General features: G+C 41.8%; 19 protein-coding genes. 8 read left to right on the forward strand and 11 right to left on the reverse strand.

The window, feature by feature from the left end:
- Nucleotides 1–6: 6 nt before the first annotated feature.
- The 9 genes from PseudUWO311_RS05440 to PseudUWO311_RS05480 all read right to left on the reverse strand — a co-directional run bounded on the left by PseudUWO311_RS05440 (nt 7) and on the right by PseudUWO311_RS05480 (nt 10,241).
- Nucleotides 7–1,311, reverse strand: coding sequence for a CmpA/NrtA family ABC transporter substrate-binding protein (locus tag PseudUWO311_RS05440; protein WP_142654191.1), 1,305 nt, complete (start codon nt 1,309–1,311; stop codon nt 7–9).
- Between the two features lie 80 nt (nt 1,312–1,391).
- Nucleotides 1,392–2,513, reverse strand: coding sequence for a non-hydrolyzing UDP-N-acetylglucosamine 2-epimerase (gene wecB, locus PseudUWO311_RS05445; protein ID WP_190303407.1), 1,122 nt, complete (start codon nt 2,511–2,513; stop codon nt 1,392–1,394).
- A 66-nt stretch (nt 2,514–2,579) separates the two neighbouring features.
- Nucleotides 2,580–3,374 (reverse strand): hypothetical protein, encoded by a 795-nt coding sequence (locus PseudUWO311_RS05450; protein WP_142654193.1) that lies wholly within the window; start codon nt 3,372–3,374, stop codon nt 2,580–2,582.
- A 309-nt stretch (nt 3,375–3,683) separates the two neighbouring features.
- Complete coding sequence (locus PseudUWO311_RS05455) at nt 3,684–4,895, reverse strand: tetratricopeptide repeat protein (RefSeq protein ID WP_142654194.1); 1,212 nt, start codon at nt 4,893–4,895, stop codon at nt 3,684–3,686.
- A 14-nt stretch (nt 4,896–4,909) separates the two neighbouring features.
- Complete coding sequence (locus tag PseudUWO311_RS05460; RefSeq protein ID WP_190303402.1) at nt 4,910–5,128, reverse strand: hypothetical protein; 219 nt, start codon at nt 5,126–5,128, stop codon at nt 4,910–4,912.
- A gap of 168 nt (nt 5,129–5,296) precedes the next feature.
- A complete protein-coding gene (locus PseudUWO311_RS05465) occupies nt 5,297–6,058 on the reverse strand; it encodes an alpha/beta fold hydrolase (protein WP_142654196.1) in 762 nt (253 codons plus the stop codon).
- Between the two features lie 294 nt (nt 6,059–6,352).
- Entirely contained in the window at nt 6,353–8,305 is a 1,953-nt protein-coding gene (locus PseudUWO311_RS05470; RefSeq protein ID WP_142654197.1) for a WD40 repeat domain-containing serine/threonine-protein kinase, read from the reverse strand.
- An 86-nt stretch (nt 8,306–8,391) separates the two neighbouring features.
- Nucleotides 8,392–8,934: a CDP-diacylglycerol--glycerol-3-phosphate 3-phosphatidyltransferase gene (pgsA, locus tag PseudUWO311_RS05475; protein WP_142654198.1), complete on the reverse strand. Its 543-nt coding sequence runs from the start codon at nt 8,932–8,934 to the stop codon at nt 8,392–8,394.
- A gap of 47 nt (nt 8,935–8,981) precedes the next feature.
- A complete protein-coding gene (locus PseudUWO311_RS05480; RefSeq protein ID WP_142654199.1) occupies nt 8,982–10,241 on the reverse strand; it encodes a glycosyltransferase in 1,260 nt (419 codons plus the stop codon).
- Between the two features lie 394 nt (nt 10,242–10,635).
- On the opposite strand from PseudUWO311_RS05480, the gene PseudUWO311_RS05485 reads away from it, so the two are divergent.
- The 7 genes from PseudUWO311_RS05485 (at nt 10,636) to acsF (ending at nt 18,542) form a co-directional block, all read left to right on the forward strand.
- Nucleotides 10,636–11,982, forward strand: coding sequence for a nitrate/sulfonate/bicarbonate ABC transporter ATP-binding protein (locus tag PseudUWO311_RS05485; RefSeq protein ID WP_142654200.1), 1,347 nt, complete (start codon nt 10,636–10,638; stop codon nt 11,980–11,982).
- A 287-nt stretch (nt 11,983–12,269) separates the two neighbouring features.
- Nucleotides 12,270–14,000, forward strand: coding sequence for an ABC transporter permease (locus tag PseudUWO311_RS05490; RefSeq protein WP_142654201.1), 1,731 nt, complete (start codon nt 12,270–12,272; stop codon nt 13,998–14,000).
- 122 nt (nt 14,001–14,122) lie between these two features.
- Nucleotides 14,123–14,866 (forward strand): heme oxygenase (biliverdin-producing), encoded by a 744-nt coding sequence (locus PseudUWO311_RS05495; RefSeq protein ID WP_142654202.1) that lies wholly within the window; start codon nt 14,123–14,125, stop codon nt 14,864–14,866.
- Nucleotides 14,867–14,959: 93 nt separating this feature from the next.
- Entirely contained in the window at nt 14,960–16,357 is a 1,398-nt protein-coding gene (gene hemN / locus PseudUWO311_RS05500) for an oxygen-independent coproporphyrinogen III oxidase (RefSeq protein ID WP_142654203.1), read from the forward strand.
- Nucleotides 16,358–16,393: 36 nt separating this feature from the next.
- On the forward strand, nt 16,394–16,984 hold the full coding sequence (locus PseudUWO311_RS05505) for a 4Fe-4S single cluster domain-containing protein (RefSeq protein WP_142654204.1): 591 nt from the start codon (nt 16,394–16,396) through the stop codon (nt 16,982–16,984).
- Between the two features lie 17 nt (nt 16,985–17,001).
- Nucleotides 17,002–17,421 (forward strand): bacteriohemerythrin, encoded by a 420-nt coding sequence (locus PseudUWO311_RS05510; protein WP_142654205.1) that lies wholly within the window; start codon nt 17,002–17,004, stop codon nt 17,419–17,421.
- Between the two features lie 44 nt (nt 17,422–17,465).
- Nucleotides 17,466–18,542, forward strand: coding sequence for a magnesium-protoporphyrin IX monomethyl ester (oxidative) cyclase (gene acsF / locus PseudUWO311_RS05515; RefSeq protein ID WP_142654206.1), 1,077 nt, complete (start codon nt 17,466–17,468; stop codon nt 18,540–18,542).
- A 106-nt stretch (nt 18,543–18,648) separates the two neighbouring features.
- On the opposite strand, the gene PseudUWO311_RS05520 is transcribed toward acsF, so the two are convergent.
- Nucleotides 18,649–20,202: a site-2 protease family protein gene (locus tag PseudUWO311_RS05520; protein WP_142654207.1), complete on the reverse strand. Its 1,554-nt coding sequence runs from the start codon at nt 20,200–20,202 to the stop codon at nt 18,649–18,651.
- 377 nt (nt 20,203–20,579) lie between these two features.
- Between PseudUWO311_RS05520 and PseudUWO311_RS05525 the strand changes: the two genes are divergently transcribed.
- Nucleotides 20,580–21,599, forward strand: coding sequence for a sulfate/molybdate ABC transporter ATP-binding protein (locus tag PseudUWO311_RS05525; RefSeq protein ID WP_142654208.1), 1,020 nt, complete (start codon nt 20,580–20,582; stop codon nt 21,597–21,599).
- Between the two features lie 49 nt (nt 21,600–21,648).
- Here PseudUWO311_RS05525 and PseudUWO311_RS05530 read toward each other — a convergent pair whose 3' ends face one another.
- Entirely contained in the window at nt 21,649–22,527 is an 879-nt protein-coding gene (locus PseudUWO311_RS05530) for an Rpn family recombination-promoting nuclease/putative transposase (protein WP_142654209.1), read from the reverse strand.
- Nucleotides 22,528–22,755: the final 228 nt, after the last annotated feature.

Genomic DNA, 22,755 nt, shown 5'->3' on the forward strand with positions numbered 1-22,755 from the left:
TGTCAGTTATTTGGGATCGTATGTTGAACCATCAAAAAAAGTTTCTACTCCTCGTGAAGTTGAAATGGGGATATTTGTATCGGGAACCCCGATCGCTTTAGCTGCATTTTTCCAAAGATCTTCACGGTTTACGGCATCAATAGTTTCTTTTGTCTCAAACCCAGCAGGTAAAGGATTCCATCGATGATATTCTCTCAGGAACCAAAGATCGTGGCTTTTGTATGGATAAGAAACTGAAATGCCATCATTTGACCAATACTTAATAGAATTAATGGAAGCAAGGCTATCTATTTTCAGCCTTTTCATGCTTTGTTTGGGACTGTTTTGAAAAAGCTGAGAGAAGATTTTGATCGGCTCCGATATAAGATTACGGTTTGTAAAACTTAGTGCTAAAAGTGTATCTAATTCCTTAGCATTGGCTGGATCATCACACCAGATCTGAGCTTCCATAATTGCTTGAAGTATTGCTTGAGTAGCGATTGGAAATTTATCTACCCAATCAGCCCGCATGGCAAGAATTTCCCCTGGGTAATTGCGCCAGATTTCGCCGATCGCGATCGCAGGATCAGCCAAACGTGATTCAATTAATTTGAGCGTTCGCCAGCTATCTAGACAGAGTAAATCAGCTTTATTCTGTTTAACTTGCGGAATGATCTCATCTATTGGAATTTCTAAGATATCGATATTCTGTTTAGGAATTATATCCATCGAAGCCAACCAATATCTTAGCCATAAATCGTAATTACTACCTAATTCTGCGATCGCGCCATGCATTGCCTGACCAAAGAACTTGGCGACATCTTGCCAAGGCGAGAAAGTAGCACGTTTAAGCTGAATGCCAAATGGCTTAAGCCGTCTAGAAACAACAATATATCCGCCATGAGTATGGAGTCGCATCAGTACATACATGGCGGTTTTGTGCGGTCGGTTGACTAAGCCCTCATTCATCAATTCAGGTAAAGGGCTATAGAAATGTCCGCCATCAATACCATCATCACTTGTGCCCAATTCGGTTCCAATTGCCGTGCGATCGCAAATATCTTGCCAAGATTTAAATGGAACCAGCTCCACCTCAGTCATGCCATATTTGGCAAATAGTTTTTTATTTTGGGCAACTAAAATTGGCGCAATTTCGAGCGATGGAATTATACCAAGCCGAACTGATTGTACTTCTGGGATGTCAGACACCTTCACTTCAGGAGTAATCGGCAGTAACTGATTTACTGAGGTTTTAGGCGTACAATTACTCAGCAATACTGTACTTGCGGCTACGCCAATGGTCGTTAAGAGCTTACGTCTAGAAAGTTGCATAACATTTTTTACAACAATTCCAAAGAATTTGATAAAAGTGTTGCTTTGCAACACTTTTATCAAATTCTTTGTTTTTTAGTTCAGCGCGAAGCGCTTAAAAATGAATAAACTATATCTAGGATACGCTGGCTAGATTTGCCATCGCCAAAGGGATTAGCAATATTCGCCATTTGGTCATAGGCTTTGCGATCGCCAAGTAGTTTAGAAGCCGCTGCCACAATATCACTAGTTTCTGTACCGACCAGTTTACTAGTCCCTGCATCAACCGCTTCTGGACGCTCAGTAGTAGAACGCAATACTAATACTGGTTTACCGAGGCTCGGAGCTTCTTCTTGCAAGCCACCTGAGTCACTCATGATTAGGTAGCAGCGCTGCATCGCCCCAACCAATTGTTCATAATCCAAAGGCTCTACCAAGAAAATACGTGGATGATTGCCTAGTTTCTCTATTAAAGGCTCTCTTACTACAGGATTAAGATGCAGTGGGAGTACCAGAGCCACATCAGGAAAATCTGCCAAAATCTGCAACCATGCTTGGATGATTTGCGCTAGTGGCTCTCCCCAGTTCTCACGACGATGGACGGTAGCTAAGATCACCCGATGAGCTTCCCAGTCTAAGCCTTTAATCTCACATTTAGGCGATCGCCCTGAAACATACAACAACGCATCAATTACAGTATTACCTGTATTGTGGATACCCGTTTTCACACCAGAAACTTGGAGGTTTGTAACTGAGGCATGGGTAGGCGCAAAATGAAGTTGGGCAATTTGAGAGACTAAACGACGATTTGCTTCTTCAGGAAATGGATTAAATAGGTTGTCTGTACGCAGTCCTGCCTCCACATGACCGACAGGAATTTGCTGATAAAAGGCAGCCAGAGCTGCTGCAAATGCTGTGGTTGTATCACCTTGGACTAGCACAATATTGGGCTGAATCTCCTTGTATAGCTTCTCTAAACCTTGCAAACTGTTACATGTAATTTGAGTGAGCGTTTGCTTAGGCTGCATAATGTCTAAGTCATAATCTGCTTTAAGTTCAAACAAATGCATCACCTGCTCCACCATTTCTCGATGTTGCCCAGTTAAAATTACCGAGGTTTGGAACTTCGGATTATTTCTAAATAGATGAATGATCGGGGCAAGTTTAATTGCCTCTGGACGTGTTCCTAAAGTAATACAAACGTGGAATTGAGTTGACACAATAATCCTTATTAAGCAAGCTATGATTGGTGCATTATATCCACATAAAGGCGGTGCTTCGCACCGCCTTTATGTGGATATAACCAATTGTGTTGAAATGGAAGCAGCTTTAGGTGCTTTGCTACTACCAAAGACAGCATGAATTCCTCTTAAGGCGGCAATAATAATCACACAAACAACAACATACTGAGCAAGCTGAATTACAAAAATTGGCGTTTTCAGTAATGCTTGCCAAGAGATGCTATTGGCGGAAGATATTGTTTCCAATGGGAAATCACTATCTTGCGATGAGTGTGTATTTTCTAAATCAGAATCTAGATAATTAGTTGCTTGAATATTTGGCAAAGGTTCGGGAAAACTTGTGTCTCCAAACATTTCATCTAGATCAGGACTAGATGCTGGAGGATTGTTTTCGCTATTGGCGCGATCGCTGCGATCATTTCGCTCTAGCATAGATTTTAGTGGCAATACTGGTAAAGGAGGTATTCTAGGACGTTGACTAGCCGCAGTGATTCCGCCATTTTCACTAATATTGCGTTCTTCTTGCTCAACTAAGTAAATTTCCTCAGTCCATGCAGGTTCCTCAAATCCTGTTTGCTGCCAAGACACTGAGATCACCGAAATATTCTTAACCTCAAGGGTAATAAACCATTTTTTGAGCATTCCCACTAGTGCCAGCCGATTAGGAATTCGTACCTCATCGTCTAGCGATCGCAGATCTGACTCAATTAAAATTTCTAAGCGATCGCCATCACCCTCGACGTTTGCTAGCATTGCCTGAGATTTGAGCAATCGATTCATGAGTGAGGCGATCGCATTGACGTTGCCCTGTTTGGCTTGTTCAACTAGTGGATTTTGTGTCATGGCATCAACCTCGGATGCTAATCCTAAAAATTAGTTTTCAGATTAAGCCAAATGTATCAGATTTTTGCGCCTATAGCTGTTGCCAAACAGCAATTCTCATTATGAAACCGAGTTAGGTGTTTCCAGAGCCTTCGGCTCTGGAAACACCTAACTCGGTTATTTGAAAGCCCGCCTACGGCGGGCTTTCAAATAACCGATTTTTATAATGAGAATTACTGGTCGCCAAAACTAAAAAGTAAATGAGGGCGATACTCACCCCATTTACAGCTAAAAAATAGAGAGAGCGCTTTGCGCCCACTCAATTTTTAGCTAGAAGCTACCGCGCATGACTTTATTTAGCATTGTCTCAACCTGTGAGGCAATTTGAGTATTACTCATGCCCAGTTGATCTAAGACGCTAAGCGATAATTCTAGCGATCGCAACGACTTGCCTTGATACTGATATTGAAACTGCGAACTACCACATAGTTGATATAGACAGGCTAAATCGTAAAGAGATTTGGCATATTCATACATCATCCCAAATTGCTCGAAAGAGAGCGAAGCATCCAGTAATGAATCTTCAGCAGTTTCGATCGCATCTTCATCAAGACTATCTAAGCCATCGAGCAATCGATATACATAGATGCGTCCTCGGATATGTTTGGCGATCGCAATCCCCCGCAGATATTGGTAATCGCGGAAACGAGGCAGAACATTCACTCTGATACAGATCAGGCTATCTTCAACTTGGCGATTGCCTAGCAGAGCTTCAGCCATATCACAATATAAATAGCCAATTTCGATGGCATCAACAGGCTCTTTAAGTAGAGAGATCGCATCTTTACTTAATTCAATAGCTAATTGCCATTGAGACTCAGCGATCGCCACTTTCACCATCCCTTTAAGCGCTTGCAACCGCAAGAAATTATCGGAATTGGCTAAAGCAATATCGAGAGTACTTTGAAAAAGGCTAGCTGCTTGATTAATATCACCAGAAGCCAAATACAATTGCCCTAAGTGGATGTAGCTTTTGGCGATCGTACATTCGTCTTCTATTTCGAGACGCGCTGACAGCGATCTCTCAAAACTCATCAGTGCCGATTGAATATCATTTACTTGTAAATAATATTGACCGATGGCATCATCGACGAGAGCTTGTCCCTCCCGACTATTGCCATAGGTTTCATAAGCCGTCTCCAAAATATGTAAAACATCGCCCAATTCCCCTAATTCAAGCGCCAGAATTGCACGCACATAGAGCAAATAAGCCTTTTGTTCATGATCATGATCTGGATTTTGATTTAAAGCTTCCCCCGCTTGATGTATAAGAACTTGTGCTCTTTGTAATGATTCAGATTGTTTTGTGGCAATTAGCTCCACAGCAAGGTCAAGTAAAACCCGTATGGTCGTGCTGGGATCTTCTTCCACGTTTTCGCCTGGGGTTGTGTTTTGAAGACATTGCTCAAAATAGGCGATCGCTAAGGTGCGATCCCGCTGCCGCAGGTGCTGTCCTTGGATCAGAAATTCAGCTAATTTCATGAGAAACTCCAAAATTATGCGTGTAAGTCACCTACTTCTAGGCTATACACTTCATAGATAATATCGTACCCAAAATAATCTATCTCAAACTCACCCATAGGATTATCAAACCGAACTTTGGGACTTGCCTCGACGAAGGCGAGGCAAGTCCCAAAGTTCGGTTCATTATGAATTTCTCCTGAGGAATGAAAATTAATTAAAACCAAAATTTGTTGGAGGCGGGCTTCGCCCACCCCCAACAAATTTTGGTTTTAATTGCACAAGTTAATTAATTTTCATTCCTTAGGAGATTTCCAAGAGAAAATATACCCATGCGTAGTGGCAGGTTTTGGAATAAATCTATAGGTAAGCCATTGTCTTGTAACTAAACCTGCCCCTATAGAGATTTTATTTTAGGGAAATTACCTAAGTTCAATTTGCTGTTTAACGGAAACTGCCTGATTAAGGGCTAAAGAATTCCAAAAGGAACGAATTTGATTACTGACTGTTTGCCACTGTGAATAATGAAAGAAATGCTTTCCCTGATCACTCAACCAAAGTCGATCGCTATCTTTAAGATACAATCTCCATTTTTGGTAGGCATTTTCGCCACCAATAACATAGTCATCTAGTGCACCACAAACTAACATTGGGACAGCAATCGGAGTCGGTGCGATATATGTAGGTGCATAGAGCGAATGGGGAACCAGAGAATTATCAAGATCTTGTTTAAGTAAATTGGCTAGCCAAGACAACATCTCTCGATCTCGATAGCCAAATAGATAAAAGGCTGTCCGCATCAGCATTGTTTCACGACTACAACCTATTAACTGACGCTGCTCGTAATAGTGACTATGCCAACTAGTTGCTAAGTTAACTCCCACTGATAACAAAGTTAGCGATCGCACCTGTTCGGGATATTGTTTGGCATAGAGCCATCCGACCAAGCCTGCAATACCATGACCAACTAAATGCACGGAGCCATTACAAGTTTGTAAGTATTCGTGCAATGAGGCGATCGCTATATTTAGATCGATTGCTTCGTCAGGGTTTTGGCAATATTCCCACTGGGCGATCTCATATTGTCGCGATAGAGATCGCAATAGTTGTAAATCAAAACGGCGTAAGGATTGACTGGTGCAAATACCAACAACTTGAGATGACGTGGACTGTTTAAAGGTCATATCTGGATTAATTTTTATTGCTATTGATTATTATTAAACTTTTAAATATTGTTTATTTTTCTATCAAGAAGAAAGAAAGGAGTGAATGACAAATGGGCACTTTTACTAAAATCCATGTCAGCAATCCCTGTAAAAAAGCATTTTGCCACTCACTCCTGCCAACGCATTTGAACTATGTGTAATGAAGCGTGCTGAGTCAAGCCGCATCAGAACATAATCAACACTCTAATACTATTGATAAATATAGTCAATAGTATAAAAAATAAAAGCGGCGCATAGAGCCGCTTTTATTTTTTATTTAGGTTGTAATTGCCAGACTTTGACTGTGCGATCGGCACTACCACTGACTAGGGTTTCATCCTTAGGATTAAAACTGAGTGACAGAACTGGAGCCTCATGCTGATTGAGGATTTGCATCGATTTACCTGTTTTTACGTCCCAAATTTGAATTGTTTTATCAATTCCACCAGAAGCGATCACGCTGCCATCGCGATTAAAGTCAACCGCTAACACTCCACCTACATGCCCAGAGAGAGTACGAATGACTTTACCAGTACTCACATCCCAGATTTTTACAGTTTGATCTTGGCTACCACTGACTAGTAATTTACCATCGGGGCTAAAGGCGATCGCATTTACAGGTGCAGTATGTCCAGTCATGCTGAGAGTTTGCTTTCCTGTTTTTACGTCCCAGAATCTAATGGTTTTGTCAAAACTGGCACTGGCGATTCTTTTGCCATCTGGGTAAAAAGCGACAGAAACCACCTTATCCTGATGACCTTCAAAAGTTTGTAATAGTTCACTTTTACGCCAATTCCAAAGCTTGATAGTTTTATCAGCACTGGCGCTAACTAAAGTATTCCCATCAGGGCTATAGGCAACACTGAAGACCTGTCCACTATGCGCTTCAATATTGCGTACTGGCTTACCGCTACGGAAGTTCCATAATTTTACTGATTTATCTATACAGGCAATAGCAAAAGTACTTCCATTGGGATGTACCGCGATCGCATTAATTCCCGAAATCGAGCCAAGGTGATTTGACAAAGTTCCAAAAGACTGATTATCACGGGTATTCCATAACTTTAAAGTGCGATCATAACTACCACTAGCAAGACTAAATCCATTAGGGAAAAAAGCTACGGCTCTCACCCAACCTGTATGCCCTTTAAGAGTCTGCCGTAATATATAAGTAGAAGTTACAGGTGCAGGCTCAGTAACTGTAGGAGTCGGGGTAGGAGTAACGGCTAATTTGGGGAAATATTGAGAAAAATTGATCACCCCCAAACTAATTCCTGCAATGCAGACTAGTGCGATCGCCCAACGATTAGTATTTTGACTAAAAGTAAATGTGGGCATTTGAAAACTTTCAGCATCTTGCATGGTCAAGTTATCGAGATCATAGAGAACTTCTTGAGCAGTTTGATAGCGAGCTTCGGGATGATGCTTGACCATGCGGTTGAGAATGAGAACTAATTTAGGATGAATCGTTGAACCCATCTGCCAATCAAGCAAATTCAGATCTTCACGGCGCACTAGCTGACTAGGATGTAACCCAGTTAGCAATTGGATTGCAGTTAAGCCAAGGGCGTAGATATCGCAACTAGGAGTAAAATTCCCAAGGGCTTGATCAAAAGGCATGTAGCTAGGTGTACCGAGGACGACTCCATTTTGAGCTGCCGTTGCATAGATCCCTTTGAGAACTGCAAAATTAGTGAGTACAAAATGCTGTTCGCTTCTATTACCACCCTGATTATCGCTGTGATTCTGTTTACGACGAATTAGATTCCTAGGACAAATATCTCCATGCACCATATTTGAGCTATGGGCAATATGTAGGCTAGTCAGCAATTGCCGCAGAAATTGAATTAATTCTGACTCGCTATAGAGTCTTCCTGCCGCAGTTTCATCACTAAGACGAGTTCCATCGATCGCTTCTTCTACGATATAAAATTCCTCCTCTTGCTCAAAATAGGTTGTAATCTTTGGGAAGTCAGTACTGCGATCGCTAAGTTGTTGCAATTTAGGAACTTGATTACGAAATAGCGATCGCGCCCAGTCAAGTTGCAAGTTAGTTTTATTGATCAGACAAAAACTCTTTGCAATCCAACGCGGCATTTCCGCAGCGACGGTATCTTCAACTAAGTAGGTCTGCCCATAGGAGTCATCAGCGATAGTTTGTACAACTCGAAAGCGTCCGCCTAAGAGATTTCCAAACGCTTTACCAATCGTTTGTGATGTCGCCATGAGAACCTTACTCCAACCGCACAACTTGTTTAATTATAATCCAATACGCTGTGTTGCCATTGGCAACACAGCGTATTGGATTATAATTAGTTTTTTGATGTTGGCACAACATAGAGAATGCCAGAAATCAACGTGAGTGCGACTGCGATCCAGAAAAAGGCGATCGCATAGGGGATTTTGACCAATAAAGCAGCGATCGCCACGATTTGCATCACTGTTTTGGCTTTCCCCCAAAAATTTGCGCCGATAATTTGTGGTTTGCTGGTTTCTCCAGAAGCCTCCTGACTAGATGATGCACTGGGCGCACCACGCCAAGCGGTGATCAATAGTTCTCGCGTAATAATTAAAAAGACTGCCCAAGCTGGAACCTGACCAAGTTCAATGAACAATAAAAATAAGGCGATCGTCAGGACTTTATCGACAAGGGGATCAAGGAATTTACCCAGTTCTGTTATTTGATTAAGTTTTCTTGCTAAATATCCATCTAGCCAATCAGTAATTGCCGCAATGATAAACACGCTTAGCGCAATTAGGCGAGTAAGTTCGCTATCTTGCCAAAGAAATAGTCCAAAAATAATGGGAACAGCAATCAGTCGCGATAGAGTTACCCAAGTTGGTAATGTAATCATAAATAACCAAATAATATAAAAAGTGGTGCAAAGCACCACTTTTTATATTATTTGGTTTGGGTCACTCGCCAGCTAAGTTTGAGATTAAACCAGAAGTTCCAAATTGTGACAATCGCGATCGCCATCAGGTTAGCAATATACTTATTAACACCAAAATAATTGTAAAGGAGATTGAGAATTATCAGGTTCAATCCAATCCCAAGCAAACAAATTAGATTGAACTTCACAAATCGCTTAATTAATTTTCTCCATCCAGATTGTTGCTGAGCAAGATCTCGAAATGTCCAGAGATCGTTCCAGAGAAAATTATTGAGAACAGCCACTTCAGCCGCAATCATCTTACTACGAGTTAGACCCCATCCCAGAGTAGAGGCATCACTAAGTAAATAGAAGATTGCCATATCTACAAATACGCCACTAAAGCCAACGAGTCCAAACTTAAAAAAACGTTTGACAGGAACTCGCAATTTTTCACGTAGTTTGGTAACTCGACCACGCGATCGCAAACGCAATAGATGCAAAATATAATCCACATATTGCCGCCAAGTCACCTTACTCTCGCCCTCTTGACGTTCTTGAAATACATAGCCAACCTCAGCAACAGAGCCAATATTGCCGCGTCCAAGTACTTCAATCAAAATTTTATAACCTAAGGGATTCATCGGACAGTTAGCGATCGCGCTACGTCTGACCATAAAATAACCACTCATCGGATCAGAAATTCGACCGATTACATTAGGTAAAATGAGCAGACCTAGCATCTGTGCACCCCTTGATAGAAATCGCCGCATAAATCCCCAGTCACTCACACCGCCACCCTCGACATGGCGACTAGCCACCGCTAAATCTGCTCCCTTCGCCATCTCATCAAGCATCTTAATCAGCGTTTCTGGTGGATGCTGCAAATCTCCATCAATCACCCCCAAAATTTCTCCTTGCGAAGATTGCCAACCCCGAATCACCGCTGTCGAAAGCCCTTTCTCCCCTTGACGACGCATTACTCGCAATTGAGGATAGTTTGGCAATAGATCTAGTCCAACTTGCCAAGTCAAATCTGGACTATCATCATCAACAATAATTAACTCATAGTTATGATTAAAATAATTATCCAATAACTGCGTCAGAATTTCCACTAACTTCACTAAGTTCTTACTTTCATTGTAAGTAGGTATAATTAGCGAAAATTTAACTAGTTTCTCCTGCGACTGAGAAACTTGATCAAAATTTGACTCATCTACACTTTCAGAGAAGAGAAGTTCATTAACTTGAAATGTGCCCAGAGGAACAGAGATGAGAGAGTAGGACATTATCTAACAATTAAAAAGAATTTTATGGCGATCCAATCTAAGGAATGGGTGATTATTTTAGGACTTACGCAAAAGAACGAGATGTAGGGGCAATTCATGAATTGCCCTTACGATAAAATGAGGATTTTAGGGCATTTTTGCGTAAGTCCTATATTTGCTATATCTACAATGGACTTTAGACTAACTTACAACAAATTGTGAATAAGCGAGCCACTATATTTTCATAAAAGCCATGCGAAGCATAGCTTTTATGAAAATATGGATTAAGCGATCCTAAATTCATGGAAAACATATGTAGTGTAATTTCTGAGCGTTCTTAGTTGATAATGTATTGGGTTGGGTAGCGAAAAACTTCCCCGTCTATGTAGCCCAAAACACCTGCACAGATAACATTATGGTTCAAAACACCGCAAAAAACAGCTTTGTTGCCTTAGAGGGTATTGGTAAGTCTTACTTACAGCCAAATGGGCAAACTATTTCGATTATTGAAAATATTAATTGCCAGTTGCAAGTGGGTCAAATTATCGCTTTGCTAGGGCCATCAGGCTCAGGCAAGTCAACATTAATGCGAATGATTGCAGGTTTAATTCCACCTTCTACTGGGAAAGTACTTTATTACAATCGTCCATTAGTAGGATTAAATCCAGGGGTAGCAATCGTTTTTCAAAACTTTGCACTTTATCCTTGGTTAACCGTCTTAGAGAATGTGGAACTTGGTCTCAAAGCAAAGGGAGAAGCAAAGGATACAAGAGAGCAAAAAGCCCTTCGGATGATCGATGTGATTGGTTTAGATGGATTTGAGAATGCATATCCTAAAGAGCTATCGGGGGGTATGCGTCAGCGTGTTGGTTTTGCCAGAGCTTTGGCGGTGGAGCCAGAATTGTTGTGTATGGATGAGCCATTTTCGGCATTGGATGTACTAACTGCCGAGAACCTACGTTTTGAATTACTTGACCTTTGGCTAGAAAAACGCATTCCCACTAAGTCAATTTTGATTGTGACGCATGGGATCGAAGAGGCCGTGACATTAGCCGATCGCGTAATTGTTTTGGGGCGTAATCCTGGGCGAATTCGTGCTGATTTGCCAATTACACTCCCCCATTATCGCGATCGCAAAAGCCCTGAGTTCCAAGCCTTAGTTGACCAAGTTTACAAGATCTTGACAAATCCTGATCTGCCAGATTTATCAACTCAGACTGCCACCACCACGACTTCCACCTCTGAGCCTAAAGCTCAAGTAAAATATCAATCTCTTCCCCATGTCCGCATTGGCTCAGTAGCTGGTTTATTGGAGCTTCTAGAAGGTCGTCAAGATAAAGACCTATATCGAATTGCTCAAGAGCTTTTATTGGAAGTTGATGATATATTGCCAATTGTGGATGCTAGCAAACTAATGGAACTAGCTGCAGTCACGGAGGGTGATATTCAATTATCTGCGATCGGTGAGAGTTTTATTAATAGTAATATTGATGAGCGCAAAGCAATCATTCGCGATCTCTTGCAAAAGAATATTCGCTTAGTCCAACAAATTTGCCAGCTTTTGCAGGCCAAGCGTAATCATCGCATTTCGGAGGAATTAGTTCTCGATCTTTTAGAGAATCATTTCACTAGTAAAGAAGCTCAGCGCCAACTCAGGACAGCAATGGACTGGGGACGCTATGCTGAATTATTCAGCTATGACGAACCTTCAGGTGAGATCTTTATTGAAGAGAGTACTACAGAAACTGAAGAGTCTGAATAAATTAAGGTAGGCAGCGGAAATCGCCGCCTATCTTACAGCGCTTTGCGCTCAAGCCCAAACCAATAAATTCATGAAAAGTGTTGCTTTGCAACTCTTTTCATGAATTTATTGTGGTTCGTTTGATCGTAAGTAACTAAGCAAAACTAAATATAAAACCCCAGAATTTGTACCGCCCGCTAAGCGGGCGGTACAAATTCTGACCCTAGGTTTTTAATTTTGCTTAGCTACTTCAATTGCTGTAAATGTAAATCGTAAATCGCCTAATTCATGTTTAGTCTGGATTGCTTATGTATCAGCCCACTATCGATCCCAAATCAAAATTTAGCTCACGCTGGAGCCTTGGTGATGTTTTACTACCTTTGGCGATCATTGCTTTTATATTCATCATTGTGAAGACTGCTAGGAACTTTACAGGTACATACGAAAGTGGCTATGTAGTTAATCTATCCCTGAGTTTTTTACCTAGTTACGCATTGCAAACACTAGTGAGAATGTTAGCCGCATACTTGATTTCATTGGTGTTTAGCCTCTTGTATGCCTATGTCGCCTATCGTTCGGCTTTGTGGTCAAAGGTTCTCATTCCTCTATTAGATGTTCTCCAGTCGATTCCAGTACTGTCGTTTTTGCCTGCGGTTGTACTTGCTTTAGTCGGTTTGTTTCCTGGGCAAAGATTGGGAATTGAGATTGCTTCGATTTTACTGATTTTTACGGGCATGACTTGGAATATGACCTTTAGTTTTTATCAATCGCTATCCAGTATTCCAAAAGAATTGATCGAGGCAAGTCAAGTTTATAGGCTTGGTGCGTGGCAGCGTTTCTGGACGCTAGAACTACCTTCGGGAGTTGTGGGGCTAGTCTGGAATAGTGTGATGTCTGTGGCTGGCGGTTGGTTCTTTTTGATGCAAACAGAATCATTCACGCTCTCCAATCGAGACTTTACGCTTCCAGGACTAGGTTCTTTTCTGAAGGCGGCGGCGGATGCAGGAGATAATCGGGCAATTTTTAGTGGGCTAGCGGTTTTAATTGGCATAATTACGATCATTGATTATTTTGTGTGGCGACCTCTAATTGCTTGGGCTGAGAAGTTTAAGAATGAGACAGTTGAAGCCGCTCAAGTACCAGAATCGCGAGTCTTAGATTTTTTAAGGCGATCGCCTACGATGCGAATTATTAGCGATCGCCTGCTTATGCCAATCTCTGAAGCTGTCAATCATAGCTTTAGACGTAAAGCTCCAAGCTCTCTGATCAGCCAGCATAAAACATCGAAATGGATTAATTGGTTTAACTGGCTATTAGTTGGGCTAACAGGTTTTATTGTTTTGAGTGGTACATTAAGTGCGATCGCGCTACTAAGTCATATGCCATTGAGTTCATGGAAACAAGTTGCGATCGGGGCTCTGTTTACTGCTATTCGAGTATTTATCGTCCTCATTATTTCTTTAATAATCACAGTTCCCATCGGTGTATCAATTGGTCGAAATCCTAAACTAGCCCAATTTTTGCAGCCAATTGTTCAAATTGCGGCTTCAGTTCCTGCGACGGCTCTATTTCCAGTTCTATTACTGTATTTAGGAAATATGGCTGGTGGTTTGGAGATTGGTGCAGTCATCCTGATGACTTTAGGAAGTATGTGGTACATTCTATTCAATGTAATTGCTGGAGCGCAAGCCATTCCCTCAGAACTTTTTGAAGCTGCACGAGTGTATAAACTTTCGCCCTTGCAACGTTGGAAAACTCTGATTTTGCCGGGGATTTTCCCTTATTTAGTGACGGGAATTATTACGGCTGTGGGAGGGGCGTGGAATGCGAGTATTGCTGGTGAATATGTCAAATTTCAAGGAAGAGTCCTTACAGCAACAGGTCTAGGCTCGACGATTACACAAGCCTCAGACGTGGGAGATTTCCCTCTTTTATTAGCTTCGACAATTGTGATGTCGTTGTTAGTTGTGACGACCAATCGCTTGGTATGGCGACCTCTTTATCGATTAGCTCAGGTCAAATATCAACTAGTTGTCTAATAGTTGTCTAAAAAGAGAGAGGCTGCTGAGCAGCCTCTCTCTTTTTGGTTACAAAACTTTGCTTGACATTATATATATGTATAAGGTCTAGGATGCAGTGATTAAGTTTCGTGAGTATACCAATGACTAGTCACTTAGCTACCCGTCTGCGCGAAGGCACACAAAAGTCCCATACTGTCACTGAGAACACTGCATTTATGAAGTGCTTTCTCAAAGGTATTGTGGAAATTGTCCCATTTAGAAAATTATTGGCTAATCTCTATCTTGTTTACAGTACGCTCGAAGCCGAATTAAAGCGTCATTCTGAACATCCAATCGTTGGCAAGATCTATTTCCCAGAACTCGATCGCCAGTCAAGCTTAGAGAAAGATTTAGCTTTTTATTATGGTGACGATTGGCGATTGGATAATTGGCGATCGCACATCGTCCCACTTAAGGCCGGACAAGTTTATGTTGATCGCCTCAAGGAAATTTCTAATACTGATCCGACCCTTTTGATTGCCCATTCCTATACACGCTATATGGGTGATTTGTCGGGCGGACAAGCTTTGAAGCATATTATTCGGTCGGCTCTAGATCTGCCAAGCGATCGCGGTACGACTTTCTATGAATTTGAGCAGTTGCCTACCATTGAGGCAAAAAAGGAGTTTAAAGAGAAGTATCGTCAAGCATTAGATTCTTTGGTTATTGATGAATCTACAATTTTAAGAATTGTGGAAGAGGCGAACTATGCTTTTACACTGAATCGGAATGTAGTAGATGAGCTAGAAGCTGATGTCAGAGCCGTACTCGATCCCCATATCTTTGAATTGCTCACTAAACAGGATCGGGCTGGTAGTACTGAGCGTCACAGTCATGCGGCTTAGATAAAACATTTCGCTTAAAAATAAGACTTTACGGTTTTGAATTTGTTTTAGTCAAATTCAAAATCAATATATAAAAATACAAGGATTGAGTGGATGAGTACGTCACAAGCGGTCAAATTTGATATTAATTTATTACATAAGTATAATCAGCCAGTTCCACGCTATACCAGTTACCCACCTGCAACAGAGTTAAGCGAAAATTTTGATGAGATGGATTTTCGAGGAGCGATCGCATCAGGCAATTTACAGAAGACCCCTTTATCTCTCTATGCTCATATTCCCTTTTGTGATGCACCCTGTTATTTTTGTGGCTGCAACACTGTAATTAGTACTCGCAAAGAAATTGCCGAACCATATCTAGGCTACTTGATGCGACATATTGAGCAGGTTGCGGCAACGGTAGATCGAGATCGCTTAGTACAACAAATGCATTGGGGAGGAGGTACTCCCAATTATTTCTCTTTCGATCAAGTGGAACGTCTGTGGCATTGTCTGCAAGAGCGTTTTACCTTTGCAGCCGATGCAGAAATCTCCATCGAAGTCAATCCGCGATCGCTAACTAAGGAATATTTGCAAGGTTTAAAAAATCTTGGATTTAATCGCATTAGCTTTGGTATTCAGGATTTTAATCTCAAAGTGCAAGAAGCTGTCAATCGGATTCAGCCAGAAGAGATGCTCTTTGATGGAATGCGTTGGATGCGCGAAGTGGGGTTTGAAGGGGTGAATGTGGATTTAATCTATGGATTACCATATCAAACCCTAGAGACATTTCGCGAAACTCTTGACAAAACTATCGCCCTTAATCCCGATCGCATTGCGGTATTTAACTTCGCCTATGTGCCTTGGCTGAAGCCATTACAAAAGAAGAAAATTGATCCCGAAACTTTGCCATCTCCTGAAGAGAAGTTGCAAATTATGCAAATGACGATTGAAACTTTAACCACTCATGGTTATGTGTTTATCGGTATGGATCACTTTGCTAAGCCTAATGACGAACTAGCGATCGCGCAACGCGAAGGCAATTTGCACCGTAACTTTCAGGGGTATACCACTAAGCCTGAATCTGATCTCTTGGGCTTTGGCATGACTTCCATCAGCATGTTACAAAATGTCTATACCCAAAACTATAAGGGTTTACAGGACTTTTACAAAGCGATTGATGCGTGCGAATTGCCAATCGAACGTGGTGTCACCCTCAATGCCGATGATATTTTGCGTCGTTCCATAATTATGGAACTGATGTGTCAATTTGAACTCTCACAGGATGAGATTGAATCTAAATATCATTTGACCTGCGATCGCAACTTTGGCAAATACTTTGATTCAGAACGTATGAAATTGCGTCAGTTACAAGCAGATGGATTGCTCAACATAGACCACGATCGCATTGAGGTCACTCCTGTAGGACGCTTGTTAATTCGCAATATTGCCTCAGTGTTTGATACATACCTTAAAAAGCAAAATATTGAGAAATTCTCAAAAGCAGTCTAGTTAGGATTGAGATCGAAGCACCATTAGAGGTTAATCATGACACCACAACTCAATATCATGGGCTATCTTAATCGTTCTGAGGTAAATGGACCTGGTTGTCGTGCTGTCGTTTGGGTACAGGGTTGCTGGCGCGAATGTCCAGACTGTTTTAATCCAGCCTCTTGGTCTTTAGCGGTTAATCAACTCGTGTCAGTGGAGGAACTCGCAGAACGAATTCTCAGCGAACCTGCCAATCAAGGAGTCACCTTTTCTGGAGGTGAGCCATTTTTACAGGCTACTGCACTAGCCGCCCTAGCAAAGCAGATCAAGACAGCAGGACTGAATGTGATGTCGTTTACAGGATATACATTATCGGAACTGCGATCGCCTAAAGCTCCTGAGGGAGCCGTGGATCTCCTCAACCAACTTGATATTTTGATCGATGGGCCCTATGTTTCTGCTCTTGCCATTCATAAACCCGATTCTCCTGTTTCATCTCGCAATCAGCGTTTGCATATTTTTAATCCTGCTTTTGCAGACAAAATTGATTGGGCAAGCGATCAAACAGAAATTCATATTCTCAAGGACGGCACTTACGTTTTTACTGGATTTCGAGGACAAATGGATGTCGATATCCATAACACATAAATTCTTTCTATAAATCTATGCTTTCTACTTTCACTAAACCGATCGCCTTTTGGCAACAGGAATATTCCACTGGCAACTCACAGGTCGATGGACAACATCAACAGCTATTTGAGATTGTTAATGCCCTCCATGATGCCGTTGTCACCAGAAAAGATACTTATACAATGCAAGTGCTTCTAGAATGCCTAGCTAATCACACTATTGAGCATTTTCAAACAGAAGAGGCTTTGATGATGAGGGTAGACTATCCTGATTACGATCGCCACAAGCAAACTCACGATGGTCTCTTGTCCAAAGTGGATAATTTGCTGATGAAATTTCGCGATCGCAATACGGCAGTAGTAACAACAGAAATCACGCAATTTCTCACTGAATGGTTGGCGCACCATATCAAGGGTGAAGACAAAAAGATGGTTCAGTTTTTTCAAAATCAATAGCTCCCCTCAAACTTTATAAAAATCTCTATAACTAAATTACTACTATGGTTTCAATTCAATCTAGACCCGAACCCGAACTCCTCCGTGAAGGTATTAAAGTTCCTGTTAAAGAAACTCTATTAACTCCAAGGTTCTACACCACCGACTATGACGCGGTTGCCAAGATGGATGTCTCATCACAACAGGCGGAACTGGAAGCCGTAGTTGAAGAACTTCGTACCGATTACAACCGCTATCACTACAAACGTAATGATGATTTTAAGCAGTCTTGGGATCATATTGATGGCGAAACTCGCGCCGCTTTTATTGATTTTCTAGAGCGTTCCTGTACTTCAGAATTTTCTGGATTTCTGCTATTTAAAGAACTGTCTCGTCAACTAGGCGATCGCAGTCCACTCCTCGCTGAAGCCTTCAACCTTATGGCAAGGGATGAAGCACGTCACGCAGGATTTTTGAATAAAGCGATGAAGGATTTTAATCTGTCGTTGGATTTAGTCAATGTGACTAAAAAACGCAGCTATACCTTCTTCAAGCCAGAATGGGTGATTTATTCTGTTTATCTGTCAGAGAAAATTGGCTACTGGCGCTATATTCTTGTCCATTACCATTTAAAAGAGCATCCAGAAAACCAGTTTTATCCTCTCTTCAAATATTTTGAAAGTTGGTGTCAAGATGAGAATCGTCACGGCGATTTCTTTAAAGTGTTATTGCGATCGCAGCCAGCTCTATGGGGTACATGGAAAGCTAAATTATGGGCGCGGTTCTTCCTGTTGACGGTATTTGCTACGCACACGATTACTGTATTTGAACGGGCTGATTTCTATAAATCCATTGGTTTAGATGCTCGTGAATATAACAAGCAAGTGGTGATCAATACTAATCACACCGCCATTAGTGCATTCCCTGCGGTGCTTGATACTAGTCATCCCGACTTTTTCCCCAGATTGGAGAAATGCGTTGATTACAATTTCAAGCTGATGGCGATTAATGATAGCGATCACCCTCAGTTTGTGAAGACCTTGCAGAAGTTGCCTTTATTCATGGCGATTTTCTGGCAGTTGCTGCTGGTGTATTTAGCTAAGCCCATTGATGCTGAAGCTAAACGTGGCGAGGTTCATTAAAAAAAGCGGCGCAATGCGCTGCTCAACGAGATCGCTGTTTCGTTAAATACAGAGTAGCGATCGCTGTACCGTTGAATAGAATAAGCGATCGCTTATTCTATTCAACTCATGGAAGTAGTCCACCACCACTACCAATACCCAGACGTTCGGCAACGCCAGAGGTGAGTGGAAGCAAAGTAATCAACATCCAAAAGAGCGCCACCACACCCAAGGCTTCGCGATCGCCATCGAGTTCTGAAAGTTCATTTAGCATTGGACGCTCCAGATCTCGCAATAGAATCAAGATAATGCCACCCCAATAGAGCGCAAGGGGATTGATCACTGTAGCAATTACCAAGAAAATCAACGTCAATACCGTCGTCCAGCTTGCCGTGCGTCTTCCATAAATTGATTGCACGATCCGACCACCATCTAGCTGACCTGCGGGCATCAAGTTCAAAGCGGTTATAGCCGAGCCGAGCCAGCCTAGAACTACTAACGGATGAATCGAAATAAAACTCGTATGTAAATCGTCTCCAAGGAATAGTTTCGCCAAGGTTCCTGCAAGTACTGACGCTTGGAAAATTTGACTAGGAATATCAATACTTCCCATACCGATCGCAGATAGACGCAAACCAACTAGCAGCATGAGCAAAGATAGTACTCCACTTGCTAAAGCTGGGGCGATCGCAATATCAAACAGAGACAGCCGATGGGGTAATGGCGAAGAAATCCGACTAAATGCACCAAAAGAACCTAACTGTGATGACGGCAATAGAAACGGTAAACTCATATTTACTTTGTATTTCTTTGCCATCAAACGCATAGCCAACTCACGCACCCCTAAAATTATCCCAAGCCCAATAGCAAAGGGCAGTCCTGCTAAATATTGTTGAGGTTCTTGGACTACAGGAATACCCGCAACTAACGCACCCAAATTCAAGGCTGTGTAACCATTCGCGACAACCAATACCCCAATTAATACTCTTTGAGGAATTGTATTGTTATCAACATTACTAACTCGGCTAGGCAGCACAATCACCACTGGTTTACGATCTTGACCTTCCACCAAAAATAGATTGTATTTATCGCTAAGGCGATCGCTGAGAGATTTAGTCAGGCGTTCATGGACGACATCAGGCTCACCACGCAAATTACCTTTAAAAATCGCTCCTTCTTGATAAGGAATCGTTTCAGTGACGTAATAGGTCTCAATCCCAAAGATTCCCTGTATCAGCTTCATATCTTCCGCAGGCAGAGCCTTAAACAGCTTTAGCTGCGTCTTGCCCTGTGACATCGCCACAGCGATCGGACTATTAACAGGTGGCTTATTGGTTGAGTTATCGGGAGAATTAGGGCGATCGCTAGCTGTATCCAGATCTTGTTTTAGCTTTTGCTCGATCGCCGCTCTTTCCTCCGATACAGTTTTGCGTAATTGATTACTGGTTGCAACATAAGCGATCGTCGAACCTAACAATAGGAATAATAGCGTTGTGAAATTTATAAAAACACCCGACACAAACAAGCCAAAGTAAACAAGCCAAGGTGACATAAGCGCCACAAATTGCAGCCAAGACAATAACCCAAGCTTGCCAAACTTGCGGGAACGAAAATATCCCCAACCCAGCAAAGCGAGGGTGAGTATAAATACGGCGATCGGAAGAAGTGGAGTTGATATCATAAAAATAAATTACAGGAAATCCTAGGAATTCTCGACGACAAGCCATAATTCCCTACAATTTCTTAGTAGTTTGGCGGTGTTTTGTATATCCACTTTAGCGATAAACCGTAATCTCATGTTCAGAAAGTTTTATAAAGAACTTGCGACACAAGCTATAAGTACCTCGACGTAATTAACCCAAACAAACTATGCAGCCCACAGCACAGTTTATTTGAGTGTACTTTTATAAATTTTCTAGTTTTTCTAGCAGAGCAAAGTACTGTAATATATGATCATATTCAATCAACGGTAAACACATAGATTAACTGTGGATTTGAAAAACTTTTAATCGCATCGGTCATATCAAGCATATCAAGACAATTTGAGGTAAGTGCAACGTGGGTATTGTTGTAGAAAATGTAGTTAAGCAATTTGGTGATTTTTTAGCCCTAGACAATATCAATCTTGAGGTCAAAACTGGCTCATTGGTAGCGTTACTAGGTCCATCAGGTTCTGGTAAGTCTACCCTATTAAGATTGATCGCAGGCTTAGAAACTCCCGATCGCGGCAAAATCTTTTTGACGGGCAAGGATGCCACCGATCAAGATGTACGCGATCGCAATATTGGCTTTGTATTTCAGCACTACGCCCTCTTCAAACACATGAACATCCGCAAAAATATTGCGTTTGGTCTAGAAATCCGCAAAGAACCGAAAGCAAAAATTGCCGAGCGCGTCGAAGAATTGCTAGAGCTAATCCAGCTCAAAGGCTTAGGCAATCGCTACCCATCCCAACTATCTGGTGGACAACGCCAACGAGTTGCCCTCGCCCGCGCCCTCGCTGTCCAGCCGAGTGTATTGCTTCTTGACGAACCCTTTGGTGCGCTAGATGCAAAAGTCCGCAAGGAACTCCGAGCTTGGTTACGCCGCCTCCATGATGAAGTGCATGTCACCAGTGTATTTGTCACCCACGACCAAGAAGAAGCGATGGAAGTATCTGATGTGATCGTGGTGATGAATAAAGGGAAGATCGAGCAAATTGGCACACCTGCCGAAGTTTATGACAATCCTGCGACTCCGTTTGTGATGAGTTTTATTGGGCCTGTGAATGTACTTCCCGCCAATCGCGATCGCATTAGTGAATTCTCTAAAATCCATAGTGCTAGTGAAGATGTGTATATTCGTCCTCGCGATATTTGGATTGAGACAGAGGCAACTAGCACATCGGTATCAGCACGCATCACAAGGCTAATTCATCTCGGTTGGGAAGTTCAAGCTGAGTTGATGCTAGGTGATGGGCAGGTTTTGACTGCTCATCTCACTCGTGAGCGTTTTGATGAGTTGAAGTTACAACCACAACAATATGTCCATATCGAACCCAAGGATGCCAAGTCATTTCCGCTTAACTATGAGATCTAGCTATCTAGAATAAAATGCGATCGACTTTCCTTAGCTTTTACTTGCTAGATTAAGATTTTGGCGATCTCTTTGGCTTTGATACCTTGGGAGGTTGAGACTGTTTTAAGGAAATTTTTTGGAGCTTTTGGACTTGTTTTAGCGTTAGTCCTGTAAGTTGGGCGACTAAATCTAGGGCAATATTAGAGCGCAACATGTTTAGAGCAATCTGGTTTCTTTCTTGAGTTTTGCCTTTAGCCTCGCCTTCAGCTATCCCTTCAGCCTTGCCTTCAGCCTTGCCTTCAGCCTTGCCTTCAGCCTTGCCTTCTAATAGTATTTCTTGATAAATTACTGATTCTTTCATGATTTCGCTCCTTAGTAATCTTTGAATGATTTCTTTATTCAGGGCTATACCTGATATTATAGCGGTCGATGCAGCTACGTTACTTTGGACTTGTTTATCTGCGATATTTTCAATTTGCTTTGCAACTTGTCTTAAGGTATTTTCGGGATTTCTGGTTTGAGATAGCGCTGCAAAAGGTAATAGCCCTTGATATTGCTCAAATATTCCTGTAGGCTGCTCCCATAGTCTGATGACGTTGAATGCATGGTTGAGTGCGCCAATACTAAATTTGGTTTCATAGACTAAGGATGATTGGCTGGGGGTGAGATAGATGACAACTTGATGGATATGTTTATCGGGGAATTTACGATATAGCCGCAGTCGATAATCTGCCATGCGGAATGGGATATTTTTATTTGGTTCGGTCTGGAATTCAATATGTAGGATGATTTCGGTTGATTCGAGAAATATCACGGAGTCGGCGCGAATTGGCTCGACTGAGAGTTCAGAGGGTTCAATTTTGGTTAGAGTAATAGCTTCGCCAAGTAGCCAACTGGCGAAGTCTGCGGAAAAGCTTTCTGCGAGGAATTTACAGATGTTATCGATCATGTCGGAATAATAGCTTAAGCATTTTGAGATGGAACTTCTACTTCCAATAGAACTTCAGAAAATACAGTATGCATAATAGACTAGTAATACCTGAAACCAATGTAATGATTTATTGCATTTATTAGGGCGAGTATTGCGGATCTTATTCTAAAAAAGTTATATTTTATCTCAGTTAATTTTCCGAAAGATGTTGAAAGTATTCTATTTAACCTTTTCTCCTTAGCTAGA

It is taken from the genome of Pseudanabaena sp. UWO311 (assembly GCF_006937785.1).
GTDB lineage: Bacteria > Cyanobacteriota > Cyanobacteriia > Pseudanabaenales > Pseudanabaenaceae > Pseudanabaena.